A 16,660-nucleotide genomic window follows, 5' to 3' on the forward strand; every position below is an offset into this window, starting at 1 on the left:
GCCATGAACACTGTGAGCAACGTGCTGATCGTCGGCGGTGGCATTGGCGGGCTGTGCGCCGCCATCGCCCTGCGCCGCAAGGGAATCGCGGTCGAGCTGGTCGAGCTGAAGACCGAATGGACCGTCTATGGCGTGGGCATCATCCAGCAGAGCAACGTGGTCCGCGAGATGCACCGCCTGGGCCTGCTCGACGCCTACCTCGATGCCGCCTACGCCTTCGAGGACGTAGCCATCTACACCACCGACGGCCAACCGCTGGCGCGCATTCCCGGCCAGCGCCTGGCCGGCCCGGACTACCCGGCCAACGTCGGCATCTCGCGCCGCGCCCTGCACAAGGTGCTCAGCGAAACCGCCATCGAGCTGGGCACCCAGGTGCGCCTGGGAACGTCGGTGGAAAGCTTCGAGCAGGACGCCAGCGGCGTGGACGTGCTGTTCAGCGACGGCAGCCAGGGCCGCTATGGCCTGGTGGTCGGCGCCGACGGGCTGTTCTCGAAAGTCCGTGGCCTGCTGTTCGGCGACAAGTACCGGCCGCGCTTCACCGGCCAGTCGGTGTGGCGCCACAACTTCAAGCGCGTGGCGCAGATCGACCACCTGGCCAACTACCAGGGACCGTCCGGCAACGCCGGCCTGGTGCCGCTGGCCGACGACCTCATGTACCTCTTCACCACCTCCCACGAGCCGGGCAATCCCTGGATGGACCCGGCCGGCCTGGCCGAAGGACTGCGCCAGCGCCTGGCCGGCTTCGGCGGGGGGGTCGGCGAGCTGCGCGAGCAGATCACCGACAGTGCCGAAGTCGTCTACAAGCCGCTCGAAGCGGTGTTCGTCGACGAGCCCTGGTATCGCGGCCGGGTGCTGCTGATCGGCGACGCCGCCCACGCCACCACCCCGCACCTGGGGCAGGGCGCCGGCATGGCCATCGAGGACGCCGTGGTCCTGGCCGAGGAGCTGACCGCCGGCGGAAGCCTCGCCGAGCAGCTGCAACGCTTCATGGACCGTCGTTTCGAGCGCTGCAAGTTCATCGCCGAGAAGTCCCTGCTGGCCGGCGAGAAGGAAATGCAGCGCGACCCCGCCTTCGACCGCATCGGCCTGGTCAAGCAGATGCTGGAGGTCACCGCGCGACCCATCTGATTCCACCTGTCCGGCGCGCCCAGCCTTGCCGGCGCGCCGGGGTCATCGCCAACACACACGCACAAGAACAATAAAGAGGTGCCTTCGATGTCGACCCACAAGTTCGCTGGGCAGCCGACGCTGCCCGCGCTCAAACCCCTCGCCCTGGCCGTTTCGATCATCGCCATGGCGGCCGGCCTGCCCGATGCCAAGGCCTTTGAATTCGACACCGGCAACCCCGATATGCGGGCGCGCTGGGACAACACCCTGAAGTACAGCGCCGCCTGGCGCACCGAAGGCCAGAGCAGCAAGCTCACCGAGGGCCAGACCTCGCTGAACCTGGACGACGGCGACCGCAACTTCGACAAGGGGCTGATCTCCAACCGCGTCGACCTGCTCTCGGAGATGGACTTCACGTACAAGGACGTCGGCGCGCGCCTGAGCGGCGCGGCCTGGTACGACGACGTCTACAACCGCGGCACCGACAACAACGACCCGAGCCGCGCCAACGCCTACTCGGTCGATTACGACGAATTCACCGACGACACCCGCACCCTGCACGGGCGCAAGGGCGAGTTGCTCGACGCCTTCGTCTTCGGCAAGACCGAGGTCGCCGACATGCCGCTGTCCGGGCGCCTCGGCCAGTACGCCATGCAGTGGGGCGAGAGCCTGTTCTACGGCATGAACGGCATCGCCGGCGGCATGGCCCCGATCGACGTGGTCAAGGGCCTGTCGGTGCCCAACACCCAGTTCAAGGAACTGATCCGCCCGGTCAAGCAGGTCTCCGGCCAGCTGCAGCTGACCCCCGACGTGTCCATCGGCGCCTACTACCAGTTCGAGTGGGAGGCCAACCGCCTGCCGGCCTCCGGCAGCTACTTCTCCACCGACGACTTCTTCGGCGAGGGCAACGAGCGCATGTTCATCGGCGCGCCGCTGTTCCCCGGCGCCCAGCCGCTGGCCTTCTACCACGGCAACGACAAGGAGGCGAAGGACTCGGGGCAGGGCGGCGTGCAACTGCGCTGGCGCACCGAGACGGTGGACTGGGGCGTCTACGCCATCCGCTTCCACGACAAGAACCCGCAGCTGAACGTGCGCCCGGACTTCGCCAACCTCAACCCGCTGACCGGCAAGGCCGGCGAGTACTACTGGGTCTACCCCGAAGGCATCGAGGCCCTGGGCGGCAGCTTCTCCACCACCCTGGGCAACTTCAACGTCGCCGGTGAAGTCTCCACCCGCTGGAACCAGCCGCTGGCCTCCACCAACCAGCACAGCCTGGCGGTGGGCGAGTCGATCAACAACAGCGACGACCCGCTCTATGCCACCGGCCGCACCCTGCACGCCAACTTCTCCTGGCTGGCCAGCCTGGAGCCGAACGTCATCGCGCCCGAGTCGAGCTTCCTCGGCGAGATCGCCTGGAACCGGGTGATGAGCGTCACCAAGAGCGCCGATGCGGTGGACCCCAACGCCGACCGCGACGCCACCAGCCTGCGCCTGGTCTACGAACCGATGTACCGGCAGATCTACCCCGGCCTCGACCTCTCGGTGCCGATCGGCGCGAGCTACACCAACGGCGCCTCCGAGGCATTGGGTACCGGCTTCGGCACCGACCACGGCGGCGACATGAACATCGGCCTCAAGGGCAACTACCTGAACACCTGGAACCTGGGCCTGACCTACACGCACTACTACGGCCCGGAGAACACCTTCCTCGACGCCAGCAATAACTACACCTTCGAACAGTCGCTGAAAGACCGCGACTTCATCGCCTTCACCGTCAGCCGCACCTTCTGACCGAGGACTGCCCGATGAAACACAACAAGAAAGTCGTTTCCCTGCTCACTGCCTTGAGTGCCTCCCTGCTGTTCGCCCATGGCGCCATGGCTGCCGTTTCCGCCGATGAGGCGGCCAAGCTGAAAACCACCCTCACGCCCCTGGGCGGCGAGCGCGCCGGCAACGCCGACGGCAGCATCCCGGCCTGGACCGGCGGCTACACCCAGGTCGACCCGGCCTACAAGGACGGCGGCAAGCGCGGCGACCCCTACGCCAGCGACAAGCCGCTGTACACCATCACCGCGCAGAACATGGCGCAGTACGCCGACAAGCTCACCCCGGGCATCCAGGCGATGCTGAAGAAGTACCCCGACAGCTACCGCCTGGAGGTCTACCCGACCCACCGCAGCGCCGCCGCGCCGCAGTCGGTGTACGACGCCACCTTCGCCAACGCCACCAGCGGCAAGCTGGTCGACGGCCCGGCCGGGCCCATGCCCGAGAGCGCCGCCGGCGGCATCCCGTTCCCGATTCCGCAGAGCGGTGTCGAGGCCATCTGGAACCACCTGCTGCGCTGGCGCGGCGCGTCCTGGCACGCGAGCTTCACCCAGTACCTGACCACCGCCGACGGCAAGCACGTGCTGACCAACGATTCGCGCGCCGACCTGCAGATGCCCTGGTACCTGCCCGGCGGCAGCGGCGAAAAGGGTGTGTTCTGGTCGATCCGCATGATCAACGACGGCCCGCCGCTGCGCGCCGGCGAGGCCATCACCGGGCTTGAGAACCTCAACGCCGACAAGGCTTCGGTGTGGACCTACCTGCCCGGCCAGCGCCGCGTGCGCCGCCTGCCCAACGCCTGTTGCGACACGCCGACGCCGGCCACCGCCGGGGTCATGAGCTTCGACGAGCTGTACGTGTTCAACGGCCGCGTCGACCGCTTCGACTGGAAGCTGGTGGGCAAGAAGGAGATGTACATCCCCTACAACGCCAACAAGGTGTTCACCGCCAGCGGCCCCGAAGCGCTGCTCGACGCGCACCACCTGAAGTCCGACACCCTGCGCTGGGAGAAACACCGCGTCTGGGTGGTGGAAGCGACCTTGAAGAGCGGCCAGCGCCACGTGATGCCCAAGAGCACCTACTACCTCGACGAGGACACCTGGGCCGCCGTGCTCGGCGAGCGTTACGACGCCCGCGGTCAACTGGCCAAGGTGCTCTGGACCTCGCCGGTGGTGCTGCCCGACCTGCCGGGCGTGGTGACCCTCACCAACGGCTTCTACGACCTGCTCTCCGGGGCCTGGTTCGCCGGTGACCTGTTCGCCGGGAAGAACGAGCAGTACCGCATCGTGCCGGCCTACAAGGACTCGGTGTTCACCGCCGACGCCATGGCGGGCGAGGGCGTGCGCTGATCGTTCGCATTGGACTCCTGTAGGAGCGCGCCATGCGCGCGAATCGCGGGCATGGCCCGCTCCTACGGGGGCCTCGCTGTACCCGGCCCCTCGGGCCCGATTACAAGAAAACAAAGGTTGCGTGCGATGAAGAAGATGCTTTCCGGCCTGCTGCTGGCGGCCTGCTGTGCGGTGCCGCCGGCCTGGGCGGGCGCCGTGGATGTCCTGGCGCAGCCCGCCGTGCTCGGTCCCCAGGCCTTGCAGGCGGTGCTGCAGGACGTGACCCGTGCCGGCGACCGCCTGGTGGCGGTGGGCGAGCGCGGCGTGGTGCTGCTCTCCGACGACAATGGCCAGCACTGGCGCCAGGCGCCGAGTCCGGTGAGCGTCAGCCTGACCGCCGTGCAGTTCGTCGATGCCCGCCACGGCTGGGCCCTGGGCCACGCCGGGGCGGTGCTGCACAGCGACGACGGCGGCGAGCACTGGAGCCTGCAGCTGGACGGCAAGCGTGCCGCCGCGCTGGAACTGCAGGCCGCCGAGGCGGCGGGGGAGGCGGGCCGTATCGCAGCCGCCCAACGCCTGGTGGCCGACGGCGCCGACAAACCCTTTCTCGCGCTCAGTTTTTCCGACGCGAAGCACGGTCTGATCGTGGGCGCCTACGGTCTGGCGCTGAGCACCGAGGACGGCGGTCGCACCTGGCAGTCGCGGATGGGTGATCTGCCCAACCCGCGTGGCCTGCACCTGTACGCGCTGGCCCGGCAAGGCGACGACCTCTATGTCGCCGGCGAACAGGGCCTGCTGTTGCGCTCGCGCGATGCCGGCGCTCACTTCGAAGCGCTGCAAGGCCCCTATGAAGGCAGCTACTTCGCCGCCGCCGTGCTGCCCGACGGCCGCCTGCTGGTGGGCGGGCTGCGCGGCAAGCTGTTCGCCTCCGCCGACCAGGGTGCGAGCTTCCAGGCCCTGGCCAACCCGATCCCAGCCTCGCTCAACGGCATCCGCGTCGCCGGCGAGCAACTGCTCCTGGTGAACCAGGCCGGACTGCTCCTGCGCAGCGGCTTGCAAGGCTTCGCCGCGCAGCCGTTGCCGGTCTCCGATGGCCTGCCGCTGACCGCCGCGACCGAAGCCGCCGACGGCACCCTGGTGGCCGTCGGCATGGCCGGCGCGCGTCGCCTGGCTGCTTCCTCTTCACCCACCAAGGCGGACTGAACCATGCACGCCCCGACTTCCCCCGCGCCGTCCAGCGGCCGCCTCGACGACTTCGATTCCGCCTCCGGCTCGCTGCTGGAGCGGGCCCTGTTCAACCATCGCGGCCTGGTCCTGCTGCTGTGCCTGGCTGCGACCCTGCTGCTGGGCTGGCAGGCCACGCGCCTGACCCTCAACGCCAGCTTCGAGAAGATGATCCCGAAGGAGCACCCCTTCATCCTCGAATACCTGGCCCACCGCCAGGAACTGGCCGGGCTTGGCAACGCCGTGCGCATCGCCGTGGCCAACCCCGAGGGCGGCATCTACGACAAGCACTACCTGCAGGTGCTGCAGCAAATCAACGACGAGGTGTACCTGCTGCCGGGCGTGGACCGCGCGGCGATGAAGTCGCTGTGGACGCCGTCCACCCGCTGGACCGGCGTGACCGAGGAAGGCCTGGAGGGCGGCCCGGTGATTCCCGACGGCTACGACGGCGGCGCCGCCAGCCTGGAAGCGCTCAAGCGCAACGTCGAACGCTCCAACGAGATCGGCCAGCTGGTGGCCTTCGACCAGCGTTCGAGCATCCTCTACGTGCCGCTGCTGGAGAAGACCCCGGACGGCCAGGCGCTGGACTACACGACCTTCGCACACGAGCTGGAAAGCCTGCGCGGCAAGTACCAGGCGCAAGGCGTGGAGATCCACATCACCGGATTCGCCAAGGTGGTGGGCGACCTCATCGACGGGCTGAAGCAGATCCTGCTGTTCTTCGCCGCCGCCATCGCCATTACCGCCGCGGTGCTCTACTGGTACACCCGCTGCTTGCGCAGCACCGCGCTGGTGGTGATCTGCTCGCTGGTGGCGGTGATCTGGCAGCTCGGCCTGCTGCCGCTGCTGGGCTACGGGCTGGACCCGTACTCGGTGCTGGTGCCGTTCCTGGTGTTCGCCATCGGCATGAGCCACGGCGCGCAGAAGATGAACGGCATCATGCAGGACATCGGCCGCGGCATGCATCGCCTGGTCGCCGCGCGCTTCACCTTCCGCCGGCTGTTCCTCGCCGGGCTCACCGCGCTGCTCTGCGACGCCGTCGGCTTCGCCGTGCTGATGATCATCAAGATCCAGGTGATCCAGGACCTGGCGGTCATCGCCAGCCTCGGCGTGGCGGTGCTGATCTTCACCAACCTGATCCTGCTGCCGATCCTGCTGTCCTATATCGGCGTCAGCCCGATGGCGGCCCGCCGTAGCCTGCGGGCCGAAGAAGCCGAGGCGAGCGGGCAGGGCAAGCACGCCGTGTGGCGCTTCCTCGACCTCTTCACCCGCCGGCGCTGGGCCAGCCCCTGCGTGGTGCTCGCCGCGCTGCTGGCGGCTGGCGGCTATGCGGTGAGCCTGAACCTGAAGATCGGCGACCTCGACGCTGGCGCCCCCGAGCTGCGCCCGGACTCGCGCTACAACCGCGACAACGCCTTCGTCACCGCACACTACGGCGCCAGCAGCGACGTCTTCGCGGTGATGGTGAAGACCCCGGCCGGCGCCTGCTCGACCTACGACACCCTCAAGCGCGTCGACGACCTCGACTGGCAACTGCGCGGCCTGCCGGGCGTGGATTCGACCAACTCGCTGGCGCTGCTCAACCGCCGCGTGCTGGTCGGTCTCTCCGAAGGCAGTCCGAAGTGGTACGAGCTGGTGAACAACCAGGCGACCCTGAACATGGTTACCGCCAACGCGCCGCGCGGGTTGTACAACGACGATTGCAGCCTGCTGACGCTCTACGCCTTCCTCACCGATCACAAGGCCGACACCCTCAACCGTGTGGTGGACAGCGTGCAGGCCTTCGCCAAGGACAACGATTCCGAACAGGCGCAGTTCCTCCTCGCCGCCGGCAGCGCGGGCATCGAGGCGGCCACCAACATCGTGGTGAAACAGGCCAACCACGACATGCTCTGGTGGGTCTACGGCGCGGTCATCCTGCTCTGCCTGGTGACCTTCCGCTCCTGGCGCGCGGTGCTCTGCGCGGTACTGCCGCTGGTGCTGACCTCGATCCTCTGCGAAGCGCTGATGGTCGCCCTGGGCATCGGCGTGAAGGTGGCCACGCTGCCGGTGATCGCCCTCGGCGTGGGCATCGGCGTGGACTATGCGCTCTACGTCATGAGCATCGTGTTGGCCCAGCTGCGCCAGGGCGCGAGCCTGTCCGAGGCGTATTACCGGGCGCTGCTGTTCACCGGCAAGGTGGTGATGCTGACCGGCGTGACCCTGGCCATCGGCGTCGGCACCTGGATCTTCTCGCCGATCAAGTTCCAGGCTGACATGGGCGTGCTGCTGGCCTTCATGTTCGTCTGGAACATGGTCGGCGCCCTGGTCCTGCTGCCGGCGCTCGCCTACTTCCTGCTGCCGCACCGGCAGGCCCGCGCCGAGGCGCCGCGGGCTGCCGCCGCGCACCACCTGGATGAAGTGCACCACAGCCGCCAGTGCTGCGAGCAGCACGCCGGCTTGCCCCTGGTCGCCGGCCAGGGCCGTTGAGTCCCTCCTACAAGCACAACGACAACGAGGACTGCCCCATGCCTTGCCTGAAGAACCTGCTGCTCGGTCTCTGCGCCGGACTGCGCCAAGGCCTCGCCCAATATGGCGCTTGCCTGTGCTGCAGCGCGGAGGTGCGCAATGAGCGCTGAACGCCGCGCCGAGAAGCTTTTCGTAGGAGCGAGCTTGCTCGCGAATGAACCCCGCGGCGGAGTCGGTTCGCGAGCAAGCTCGCTCCTACAGGTGCAGCCGCGTGCCTCCGAGGGCTGTAGGAGCGGATTCATCCGCGATCCCGCCGGCAAGGCCAGAGCCTTCCCCCTCAAGGAGGTGCGCAATGAGCGCTGAACGCCGCGCGGGAAGCGCGCAAGCCCTGTTGCTGCTGTTCGGCAGCTGCCTGCCGGTGCTGGGCGCCGTACTGATCGCGCCGGTGCTGCCGCGCATGCAGGCGCACTTCGCCGACACCCCTGGCGCCGCCGTGCTGGTGCCGGTCGCCCTGACCCTGCCGGCGCTGGTGATCGCCTTCCTTGCACCCCTGGCGGGCGTGCTGGCCGACCGCATCGGGCGGCGTTCGCTGCTGCTCGCCAGCATGCTGCTCTACACCCTCTGCGGGCTGCTGCCGCTGTGGCTGGAGTCGCTGCCGCTGATCGTCGCCAGCCGCGCCGGCATCGGCCTGGCCGAGGCGGGGATCATGACCTGCTGCACCACCCTGATGGGCGACTACTTCGACGGCCAGCGCCGCGAGCGCCTGTTCGCCCTGCAGATGGTCGCCACCTCGTTGTCGGCGGCGTTGTTCATGGGCCTGGGCGGTGCGCTGGGCGAGAACGGCTGGCGCACGCCTTTCGCCCTCTACGCTGTCGGCCTGCTGTGCCTGCCGCTGATGGCCGCGTTGCTCTGGGAGCCGCAGGGCCGGCATGAAACGCCAGCGGCCGCCCACGACTCGCGTTTCCCCTGGGCCAGCCTGGCGCCGTTGTACCTGCTGACGCTGTTGGCCGGGGTGAGCCTGTTCATCGTCCCGGTGCAGGCCGGCTACCTGCTGCAACTGCTGCACGTCGACGCGCCGCAGCAGATCGGCATGACCATGGGCGCCAATCAGCTCGGCGTGCTCGCCGGAGCCTTGGGCTTCCGCCTGCTCGCCGGGCTGCCGGCGCCGCGCCTGCTGGCCCTGGGCTTCGCCACCGCCGGCGCCGGTGGGGCGCTCATGGCCCTGGCCGACAGCCACGCACCGGTGGTGCTGGCGGTGCTGGTCAACGGCCTGGGCATCGGCCTGCTGCTGCCGACGCTGATCACCCAGGTGATGCTGCAGGTCGACTTCGCCCAGCGCGGCCGCGCCACCGGCGGCTTCACCGCCTCCATCTTCGCCGGCGAGTTCGTCAGCCCGCTGCTGGTGCTGGCGCTGACCGGCGGCGACAACCCGTTGCTGCCCCGCGCGCTGCTGGTGGTCGCCATCGTGCAGCTGGCCTTGGCGCCGCTGTGCCTGGCGCTGTTGCGCCGCGGCGGCAAGCGCCCGGCTGCGGAGGCCGTATGAGCGAGCTCTTTTCCCTCTTCGGCAAGACCGCGCTGATCACCGGCGCGACCCGTGGCATCGGCCTGGCCATCGCCCGCGAATACGGCCGCGCGGGTGCGCATCTAACGATCAGCAGCGAGAGCGCCGACGACTGCGACCACGCCGTAGCGACGCTGACGGAGGAGGGCATCGACGCCGTGGCGCTGCCCGCCGACTTGCGGGAACAGGAGGCTGTGGCAGCACTGGCGGCGCGGACGCTCGCGCACTTCGGCCGCCTCGATGCGCTGGTGTGCAATGCCGGTGTCGCGCCGCACATGGGGCCGCTCGCGTCGGCCAGCGATGCCGACTGGGACTTGACCCTCACCGTCAACCTGCGCAGCGCGCTCTGGCTGACCAGCGCCTTGCTGCCGGCCATGGCCGAGCACGGCGGTGGCAGCGTGGTGCTGATGGCCAGCATCGCGGGCGTGCGCGGCAACAAGGGCCTGGGCCTGTACGGCCTGTCCAAGGCCGGCCTGGCACAGCTGGCGCGCAATCTGGCGGTGGAGTGGGGGCCGGCGAACATCCGCGTCAACGCCATCAGCCCCGGCGTTATCCGCACCGAATTCGCCCGCCCGCTTACCGACAACCCCGAGGTCATGCAGCGCCGCCTGGCGCTCACGCCGCTGCGCCGCGTCGGCCGTGCGGAAGAGGTGGCCGCCCTGGCGCTGCTGCTGGCCGCACCGGGTGGCGCCTTCATCACTGGACAGAACCTCATCGTCGACGGTGGCACGACCATCGGCGACGGCAACTGAAAGGAGACACCATGCAACAGCTTCCTGCATTCAAGCGCGTCGTCACCGGCCACGACGCCCGCGGCCAGGCGGTGGTCGCCAGCTGTGGCCCGACACCGAACAACTTTCCGCTCAAGGCGGTGCCCGGCACCGTGTTCTACGAGGTGTGGAACAGCCTCGGCAGCCCGGCGCCGCTGGACAACGGCGACGACCCCACCGCCCAGCCGCTGCAGTTGAGCCCCGGCCCGCTGGGCAGCGTGATCCGCGTGGTCGACATCCCGCCGGACAGCCTGCAGAACCAGGTCAGCGCCGAGGACGCCGCAGCGGCGTTCGCCGAGATCGGCGAAGCCCATGCCGGCACCGGCAAGGCCGAGTCGAAACACAAGCTGATGCACCGCACCGAAACCCTCGACTACGGCATCGTCACCGAGGGCGAGGTGTGGCTGGTGCTGGATGACGGCGAGGTCCATCTCAAGCGCGGCGACATCGTGGTCCAGCGCGGCACCAACCACGCCTGGAGCAACCGCACCGAAGCGATGGCGCGGATGGTCTTCATCCTCCTCGACGGCCAGTACGCCGAGGCCCTGAAGGAGCTGCTGCCATGAAGCTCGCCACCCTGAACGACGGCAGCCGTGACGGCTGCCTGCTGGTGGTTTCCCGCGACCTGCAAAGGGCGGTGGATGCCAGCGGCATCGCGGCGACCCTGCAAGCCGCGCTGGACCACTGGAACGCCGTGGAGGCCGACCTGCAGCGGCTCTACCAGCGCCTCAATGCCAACGATGTCGGGGGCGCCTTCGACCTTGATCCGGCGCGCCTGGCCGCGCCCCTGCCGCGCGCCTGGCAGTGGCTCGACGGTTCCTGCTTCCTCAGCCACGGCGAGCTGATGCAGAAGGCCTTCAACCTCGAACCCATCGACGGCGCCGACAGCATCCCGCTGATGTACCAGGGCGCCAGTGACGACTTCCTCGGCCCGCGTGCCGACATCCCGCTGCCCAGCGAAGCCCACGGCATCGACTTCGAAGGCGAGTTCGCCGTGCTGGTCGACGCGGTGCCCATGGGCTGCACGGCGGACCAGGCGTTGCGGCATGTTCGCCTGGTCCTGCAACTCAACGACGTCAGCCTGCGCGCCCTGGCACCGCGGGAGATGAAGACCGGCTTCGGCTTCCTGCAGGCCAAGCCCTCTTCCAGCTTCGCCCCGGTGGCGGTGACGCCCGACGAACTGGGCGGCGCCTGGCGCGAGGGCCGTGTGCACCTGCCGCTGAGCGTCGAGTGGAACGGCGAATGGTTCGGCCACCCTCACGGCGGCGCCATGCACTTCGGCTTCCACCAGCTGATCGCGCATGCAGCCATGACGCGCAGACTGAGCGCCGGCACCCTGATCGGTTCGGGCACCGTGTCCAACGCCGACCGCTCGGTGGGCTCGGCCTGCATCGCCGAACGCCGCGCCATCGAGACCATCGCCCACGGCGCGCCGCGCACCGGCTTCATGCGCTTCGGCGACCGCGTGCGCATGGAAGCGAAGGGCGAGGACGGCGAGCCGCTGTTCGGCGCCATCGACCAGCGCGTGGTGCAAGGAGGCCTGCCATGCGCGTGATGGTCACCGGCGCCAACGGCTTCGTCGGCCGCGAGCTGGTGCGTCGCCTGCTGGAGGCGGGCGAGTTGCGCGGCCAGCCCATCGAGGCCTTGCTTTTGCTGGACCGCGAGCTGGACGGCCAGCCGGACGACCGCCGCCTGCGCCGGCATTTCGGCAGCGTCACCGACCCGGCGCTGCTGCGCCGCGCACTGGCCGACGGCATCGACGTGGTCTTCCACCTGGTGAGCATCCCCGGCGGCGCCGCCGAGGCCCAGTACGAGCTGGGCTACCAGGTCAACCTGCAGGCTAGCCTGGAGCTGCTGCAGCAGCTGCGCAGCCGCGAGCGCCCGCCGGTGCTGGTGTACGCCAGCAGCGTGGCCGTTTACGGCTGCGAGCTGTCGGCGCGGATGGACGAAGGCCAGGCGCCGAACCCGCAGCTGTCCTACGCCGCGCACAAACTGATGGTGGAAACCGCGCTGAACGACCTGGCCCGACGCGGCGAGGTCGACGGTCGCGCCCTGCGCTTGCCGGGCATAGTGGCCCGGCCGCGCGAACCCAATGGCCTGCGCTCGGCCTTCATGAGCGACCTGCTGCATGCCTACGCCGCCGGCGATGCCTACACCTGTCCGGTGTCGCCGCAGGCCACGGCCTGGTGGATGTCGGCGCGCTGCTGCGTCGACAACCTGCTGCACGCCGCCGAGCTGCGCGAGCCCGGCGCCGAGCGCGTATGGCAGCTGCCGGTGCTGCAACTGTCCATCGCCCAGGTGCTCGACGCGCTGGCCGCCGCCTATGGCGAGGCCCGCCGCGAGCACATCGCCTTCGCGCCCGACGCGGCGCTGGAAGCGCTGTTCGGCCGCTATCCGCCGCTGCGCACACCGCAGGCCCGTGCCCTGGGCTTCCGCCACGATGGATCGGCCGCCGCGCTGCTGCGCAATGCCCTCGACCTCTCGCCGCGCCGCAGCCGCGCCGCCGCCCGCAAAGGAGTTTCCGCATGACCCTGAACAAGCGCCGTCTGCTCGACCTGTCGGTGACCCTCGACAACAACCCCTACACCGATCCGCCGCCCTTGCTGCCGAAGATCGACTACATGGACCACCAGCAGGGCTGGCCGGAGATGGCCGCGATGTTCCCCGGCCTGCGCAAGGAGGACCTGCCGGGCGACGAGTCCTGGGCTGCCGAGCGCCTGCAGATCACCACCCACAGCGGCACCCACATGGACGCGCCCTGGCACTACGCCTCGACCACCGACGGCGGCCAGCCGGCCTTCGGCATCGACGAGCTGCCGCTGGACTGGTGCCTGCAGCCGGGGGTGAAGCTCGACTTCCGCCACCTGCCCGACGGCCACGTGGTGACGGCCGCCGAGGTGGAAGCGGAGCTGGCGCGCATCGGTCATGTCCTGCAGCCCCTGGATATCGTCCTGGTGAACACCCGTGCCGGGAGCCTGTTCGGCAAGCCCGGCTACCTGGAGGCCGGCGTGGGCATGGGCCGCGAAGCCACGCTCTATCTGCTGGAGCGCGGGGTGCGGGTGGTCGGCACCGACGCCTGGAGCTGGGACGCGCCTTTCAAATACACCCGCGAGCGCTTCGCCGAATCGGGCGACGCCTCGATCATCTGGGAAGGCCACAAGGCCGGCCGCGACATCGGCTATGGGCAGATGGAAAAACTGGCCAATCTCGAGCAGTTGCCGCCCGATGGCTTCCTGGTCAGTTGCTTTCCCTACAAGATCCGCCACGCCTCGGCCGGTTTCGTCAGGGCTGTAGCGATCCTGGATTGAAAACCGTCACGCGGCCGGCCCACCGGCGAAGAACAGGTACGCCAGCCCCAGCGCCAGGTAGACGGCCAGCAGCTGCACGCCCTTGAACCAGTCGGAGCGGCCGTCATCGGCGACCTCGCCGGTGATCAGCACGGCCAGCAGCACCGACAGCACCAGGCCCGGCGGGAAGGCCAGGTCCATGGCGGCCGGGCCGACCAGCAGGCTGGCCAGCAGCAGGGTCGGGGCGACGAACAGGGCCACCTGCACGCTGGAACCGATGGCGATGGACAGCGACAGGTCCATGCGGTTCTTCATCGCCGCGGAAATGGCGCTGGCGTGCTCGGCGGCGTTGCCGAGGATGGCGACCACGAAGACGCCGACGAAAATGTTGTTCAGGCCCAGCGCATGGGTGCTCGGCTCGATGGCGCCGATCAGGATCTCGCTCACCCAGGCCACCAGCACGGTGGACACGCCCAGCACCAGCAGCGCCTTGCCGACCGACCAGGGCGCGGCGCCTTCCTCGTGGCTTTCCACCTCCTCGCTGCTGAACTGCTGCTTGTGGGTGACCAGCGAATAGAACAGGAAGAGGGCGTAGACCACCAACAGGACCACGGCGATGGACAGGCTCAGGTAGTGCGAGCCGGATTCCACTTTGGTCACAGTGGAAGCCTTGTAGGCCGCCGGCAGCACCAGGGCGATGGCTGCCAGGGTGAGCAGGGTCGATTGCGAGCGCGCGCCAATCTCGTTGAAGTGCTGTTCATGGTGCTTCAGGCCGCCCATGAGCATGGCGCAACCCATGACCAGCAGGATGTTGCCGATGATGGAGCCGGCGATCGACGCCTTGACCACGTCATAGAGCCCGGCCTGCAGCGCGGCGATGCCGATGATCAGCTCGGTGGCGTTGCCGAAGGTGGCGTTGAGCAGGCCACCGACGCTTTCGCCCAGGTGCGCGGCCAGCTGTTCGGTGGCTCGCCCCAGCCAGCCGGCCAGGGGCAGGATGGCCAGGGCCGCGCTGATGAAGACCAGCAGGTAGTGGGCTGGCGCCAGGTACTCCAGGGCGATGGACAGGGGAACGAAGACCAGCAGCCAGTTGAGCATGATGGAGCTCCTTGGAGGGTTCGCCGGTGCCACCTTGAAGCGACAGGCAGCTTGTTTCCATTGGAGGGGAGCCCTGGCGCGCCGAATTGATGCAGAACAAGAAATCCATCGAAGTCAGGTGCAGCGGCTGGTCCGCTAGGGAAAGCGCTGTTCGCGGCGCCGTCTGCGAATCAGATCAGCGACTTGCCCTGGCTGAGGATCTTCTCGCAGACCTGCTTGGTGGCCTTGTCCTTCAGGCTGCTGCCGCTGAGGTCGAGCGTCTTTCCGCCGGGGCTGTGCAGGATGCCCTTGGCACCGTCGCTGTAGCCGCTGTCGGCACCGGAGGACGCGCCGGGCACCTTCTTCATCAACGCGCTCTTCACCGACGAGGCGGCGTCGGCGTTCAGGTAGTTGTTCTTCACGCAGAACTCCAGGACACCGGCGGCATTGCCGGCGCTGCTGGAAGTCAGCGATCCGATCGGCAGGTTGCCGGTAATTCCGCTCAGGGCGTTGGCCGCGTGGGCCGGGAGCGAAGCCAGGGGCGCCAGGGACAGGCCCAGCAGTGCGCAACGGAGGAGGGTGGGGGTCTTCATGACGGGACGGACTCCTGGATGGGAACCCGTGTCAGCCTAGCAGCCCCTCCCGCTGGCGGGCGGCGGCGGGATTGACGCAGAGCAAGGCGCAATACCTCCGCCTGGGGCCGAATGCTGATCACCGGACGGAGCACCTCGGCCGCCGACCTATAGTTGATTCGACAGACCTCTTCGGGATGCCGCATGGACCTGTTCACCTGGCTGCCACCGGATGCCACCCGCGTCCTCTTCGTGCTGTTCCTGTCCTTCCTCATCGGCCTTGAGCGTGAGGAGCGCAAGATCAGCGATGAGCAGTACGCCTTCGGCGGCGTGCGCACCTTTCCGCTGATCGGGCTGATCGGCTACTGCATCGCGGTGCTGTCCCGCGGCGAACTGCTGCCGCAGGCGGCGGGGTTCGCGGTGGTGGCGGCCTTCCTGCTGATGGCCTACTGGCACCGCCTGGCGGTGTCCGGCAACGCGGGCGTGGCCGGCGAGATGTCGGGGCTGGCCACCTACCTGGTGGGCGCGCTGATCTTCCACGAGATGTACTGGCTGGCCACGGCGCTGACGGTGTCGAGCGTGATCCTGCTGGAGCTCAAGGCACAGCTGGAGAACCTGGCCAAGCGCATCGAGACCACCGATATCCTCACCTTCGCCAAGTTCCTCCTGCTCTCGGCGGTGATCCTGCCACTGCTGCCGAACCAGGCGCTGACCGAGTTCCAGATCAATCCGTTCAAGGCCTGGCTGGTGGTGGTGGCGGTCAGCGCCGTTTCCTACGGCAGCTACGTGCTGCAGCGGCTGACCAAGGCGCAGGGCAGCGTGCTGTTCTCGGCGCTGGTCGGCGGCGCCTATTCATCGACCGTGACCACGGTGGTGCTTGCCCGGCGCTCGCGCGAATCCGGCCAGGCCCATCTCTATGCCGGGGGCATCCTGGTCGCCAGCGGGATGATGTACCTGCGCCTGGCCGCGTTGCTGGCGCTGTTCAACCGTGCGCTGATGATGCGGTTGTCGCTGCCCTTCGTGGTGCTGGGTTGCATCGCGGTGCTGGCGGGTTGGCTGTGGTCGCGCCGCGGCGAGGTCGAAGCCGCATCGGGCATGGCCCCGATGGAGCCGAAGAACCCGCTGGAAATCAGCGCCGCGCTGCTCTTCGCCGCGCTCTTCGTCGGCATGCTGGTGGCGACCCGGCTGGTGGTCGAACACCTCGGGCACGCCGGCGTGTACAGCCTGGCGACGCTGATGGGCGTCACCGACGTCGACCCCTTCATCATGGGCATGACCCAGTCGGCCGACAGCCTCACGCCGCTGCCAGTGGCCAAAACCCCCCCCCCCATAGCGGCGGCGAGCAACAACCTGGCCAAGGGCGTCTATGCCTTCGTCCTGGCCGAACGCCGGGCCGGCGTGCAGAGCCTGGTGTTCCTGCTCACCCTGGCTGCCGGCGGGTTGGCTTTGCTACTGGTGTGAC

14 protein-coding genes are annotated in these 16,660 nt (G+C 68.8%); 12 read left to right on the plus strand and 2 right to left on the minus strand.

The features are described 5' to 3' along the window. Positions 1 to 3: 3 nt before the first annotated feature. The 11 genes from PKB_RS11700 (at position 4) to PKB_RS11750 (ending at position 13,570) form a co-directional block, all read left to right on the plus strand. Positions 4 to 1,128: an FAD-dependent oxidoreductase gene (locus PKB_RS11700; protein ID WP_043251909.1), complete on the plus strand. Its 1,125-nt coding sequence runs from the start codon at positions 4 to 6 to the stop codon at positions 1,126 to 1,128. An 87-nt stretch (positions 1,129 to 1,215) separates the two neighbouring features. Then, positions 1,216 to 2,898, plus strand: a complete 1,683-nt coding sequence (locus tag PKB_RS11705; protein WP_043251912.1) for a DUF1302 domain-containing protein — start codon at positions 1,216 to 1,218, stop codon at positions 2,896 to 2,898. Between the two features lie 14 nt (positions 2,899 to 2,912). Next, the gene (locus PKB_RS11710) at positions 2,913 to 4,280 is read left to right on the plus strand and encodes a DUF1329 domain-containing protein (RefSeq protein ID WP_043251915.1); all 1,368 of its coding nucleotides are present in this window, start codon (positions 2,913 to 2,915) and stop codon (positions 4,278 to 4,280) included. A gap of 126 nt (positions 4,281 to 4,406) precedes the next feature. Next, on the plus strand, positions 4,407 to 5,462 hold the full coding sequence (locus PKB_RS11715) for a WD40/YVTN/BNR-like repeat-containing protein (protein WP_043251917.1): 1,056 nt from the start codon (positions 4,407 to 4,409) through the stop codon (positions 5,460 to 5,462). A gap of 3 nt (positions 5,463 to 5,465) precedes the next feature. After that, positions 5,466 to 7,952: an efflux RND transporter permease subunit gene (locus PKB_RS11720; RefSeq protein WP_052355243.1), complete on the plus strand. Its 2,487-nt coding sequence runs from the start codon at positions 5,466 to 5,468 to the stop codon at positions 7,950 to 7,952. A gap of 331 nt (positions 7,953 to 8,283) precedes the next feature. Continuing rightward, positions 8,284 to 9,474, plus strand: a complete 1,191-nt coding sequence (locus tag PKB_RS11725) for an MFS transporter (RefSeq protein WP_043251919.1) — start codon at positions 8,284 to 8,286, stop codon at positions 9,472 to 9,474. Then, complete coding sequence (locus tag PKB_RS11730; RefSeq protein WP_043251921.1) at positions 9,471 to 10,244, plus strand: SDR family NAD(P)-dependent oxidoreductase; 774 nt, start codon at positions 9,471 to 9,473, stop codon at positions 10,242 to 10,244. Before PKB_RS11725 ends, PKB_RS11730 begins: the two co-directional genes overlap by 4 nt. Positions 10,245 to 10,255: 11 nt before the next feature. Beyond that, positions 10,256 to 10,828, plus strand: a complete 573-nt coding sequence (locus PKB_RS11735) for a cupin domain-containing protein (RefSeq protein WP_043251923.1) — start codon at positions 10,256 to 10,258, stop codon at positions 10,826 to 10,828. Next, a complete protein-coding gene (locus PKB_RS11740) occupies positions 10,825 to 11,817 on the plus strand; it encodes a fumarylacetoacetate hydrolase family protein (RefSeq protein WP_043251925.1) in 993 nt (330 codons plus the stop codon). The genes PKB_RS11735 and PKB_RS11740 overlap by 4 nt, the downstream gene beginning before the upstream one ends. Further along, positions 11,808 to 12,791 carry an NAD-dependent epimerase/dehydratase family protein gene (locus PKB_RS11745; protein WP_043251927.1) on the plus strand — a complete coding sequence of 328 codons (984 nt, stop codon included), beginning with the start codon at positions 11,808 to 11,810 and terminating at the stop codon, positions 12,789 to 12,791. Before PKB_RS11740 ends, PKB_RS11745 begins: the two co-directional genes overlap by 10 nt. Beyond that, on the plus strand, positions 12,788 to 13,570 hold the full coding sequence (locus PKB_RS11750) for a cyclase family protein (RefSeq protein WP_043251929.1): 783 nt from the start codon (positions 12,788 to 12,790) through the stop codon (positions 13,568 to 13,570). The genes PKB_RS11745 and PKB_RS11750 overlap by 4 nt, the downstream gene beginning before the upstream one ends. Before the next feature lie 6 nt (positions 13,571 to 13,576). Here PKB_RS11750 and cax read toward each other — a convergent pair whose 3' ends face one another. Next, the gene (gene cax, locus PKB_RS11755) at positions 13,577 to 14,647 is read right to left on the minus strand and encodes a calcium/proton exchanger (RefSeq protein ID WP_043251931.1); all 1,071 of its coding nucleotides are present in this window, start codon (positions 14,645 to 14,647) and stop codon (positions 13,577 to 13,579) included. 170 nt (positions 14,648 to 14,817) lie between these two features. Further along, positions 14,818 to 15,219 carry a DUF2501 domain-containing protein gene (locus PKB_RS11760; protein ID WP_043251932.1) on the minus strand — a complete coding sequence of 134 codons (402 nt, stop codon included), beginning with the start codon at positions 15,217 to 15,219 and terminating at the stop codon, positions 14,818 to 14,820. Positions 15,220 to 15,402: 183 nt separating this feature from the next. Between PKB_RS11760 and PKB_RS11765 the strand changes: the two genes are divergently transcribed. Then, on the plus strand, positions 15,403 to 16,659 hold the full coding sequence (locus PKB_RS11765) for an MgtC/SapB family protein (RefSeq protein WP_197539253.1): 1,257 nt from the start codon (positions 15,403 to 15,405) through the stop codon (positions 16,657 to 16,659). Position 16,660 lies beyond the last annotated feature (1 nt).

The organism is Pseudomonas knackmussii B13, from assembly GCF_000689415.1.
GTDB lineage: Bacteria > Pseudomonadota > Gammaproteobacteria > Pseudomonadales > Pseudomonadaceae > Pseudomonas > Pseudomonas knackmussii.

Bases quoted from the DNA above. Each gene is read 5' to 3' on its own strand.
- PKB_RS11715 (WP_043251917.1), top strand. From the start codon at position 4,407: ATGAAGAAGATGCTTTCCGGCCTGCTGCTGGCGGCCTGCTGTGCGGTG.
- PKB_RS11710 (WP_043251915.1), top strand. From the start codon at position 2,913: ATGAAACACAACAAGAAAGTCGTTTCCCTGCTCACTGCCTTGAGTGCC.
- PKB_RS11745 (WP_043251927.1), top strand. From the start codon at position 11,808: ATGCGCGTGATGGTCACCGGCGCCAACGGCTTCGTCGGCCGCGAGCTG.
- PKB_RS11765 (WP_197539253.1), top strand. From the start codon at position 15,403: ATGGACCTGTTCACCTGGCTGCCACCGGATGCCACCCGCGTCCTCTTC.
- cax (WP_043251931.1), bottom strand. From the start codon at position 14,647: ATGCTCAACTGGCTGCTGGTCTTCGTTCCCCTGTCCATCGCCCTGGAG.
- PKB_RS11750 (WP_043251929.1), top strand. From the start codon at position 12,788: ATGACCCTGAACAAGCGCCGTCTGCTCGACCTGTCGGTGACCCTCGAC.
- PKB_RS11740 (WP_043251925.1), top strand. From the start codon at position 10,825: ATGAAGCTCGCCACCCTGAACGACGGCAGCCGTGACGGCTGCCTGCTG.
- PKB_RS11760 (WP_043251932.1), bottom strand. From the start codon at position 15,219: ATGAAGACCCCCACCCTCCTCCGTTGCGCACTGCTGGGCCTGTCCCTG.
- PKB_RS11730 (WP_043251921.1), top strand. From the start codon at position 9,471: ATGAGCGAGCTCTTTTCCCTCTTCGGCAAGACCGCGCTGATCACCGGC.
- PKB_RS11700 (WP_043251909.1), top strand. From the start codon at position 4: ATGAACACTGTGAGCAACGTGCTGATCGTCGGCGGTGGCATTGGCGGG.
- PKB_RS11735 (WP_043251923.1), top strand. From the start codon at position 10,256: ATGCAACAGCTTCCTGCATTCAAGCGCGTCGTCACCGGCCACGACGCC.
- PKB_RS11705 (WP_043251912.1), top strand. From the start codon at position 1,216: ATGTCGACCCACAAGTTCGCTGGGCAGCCGACGCTGCCCGCGCTCAAA.
- PKB_RS11720 (WP_052355243.1), top strand. From the start codon at position 5,466: ATGCACGCCCCGACTTCCCCCGCGCCGTCCAGCGGCCGCCTCGACGAC.
- PKB_RS11725 (WP_043251919.1), top strand. From the start codon at position 8,284: ATGAGCGCTGAACGCCGCGCGGGAAGCGCGCAAGCCCTGTTGCTGCTG.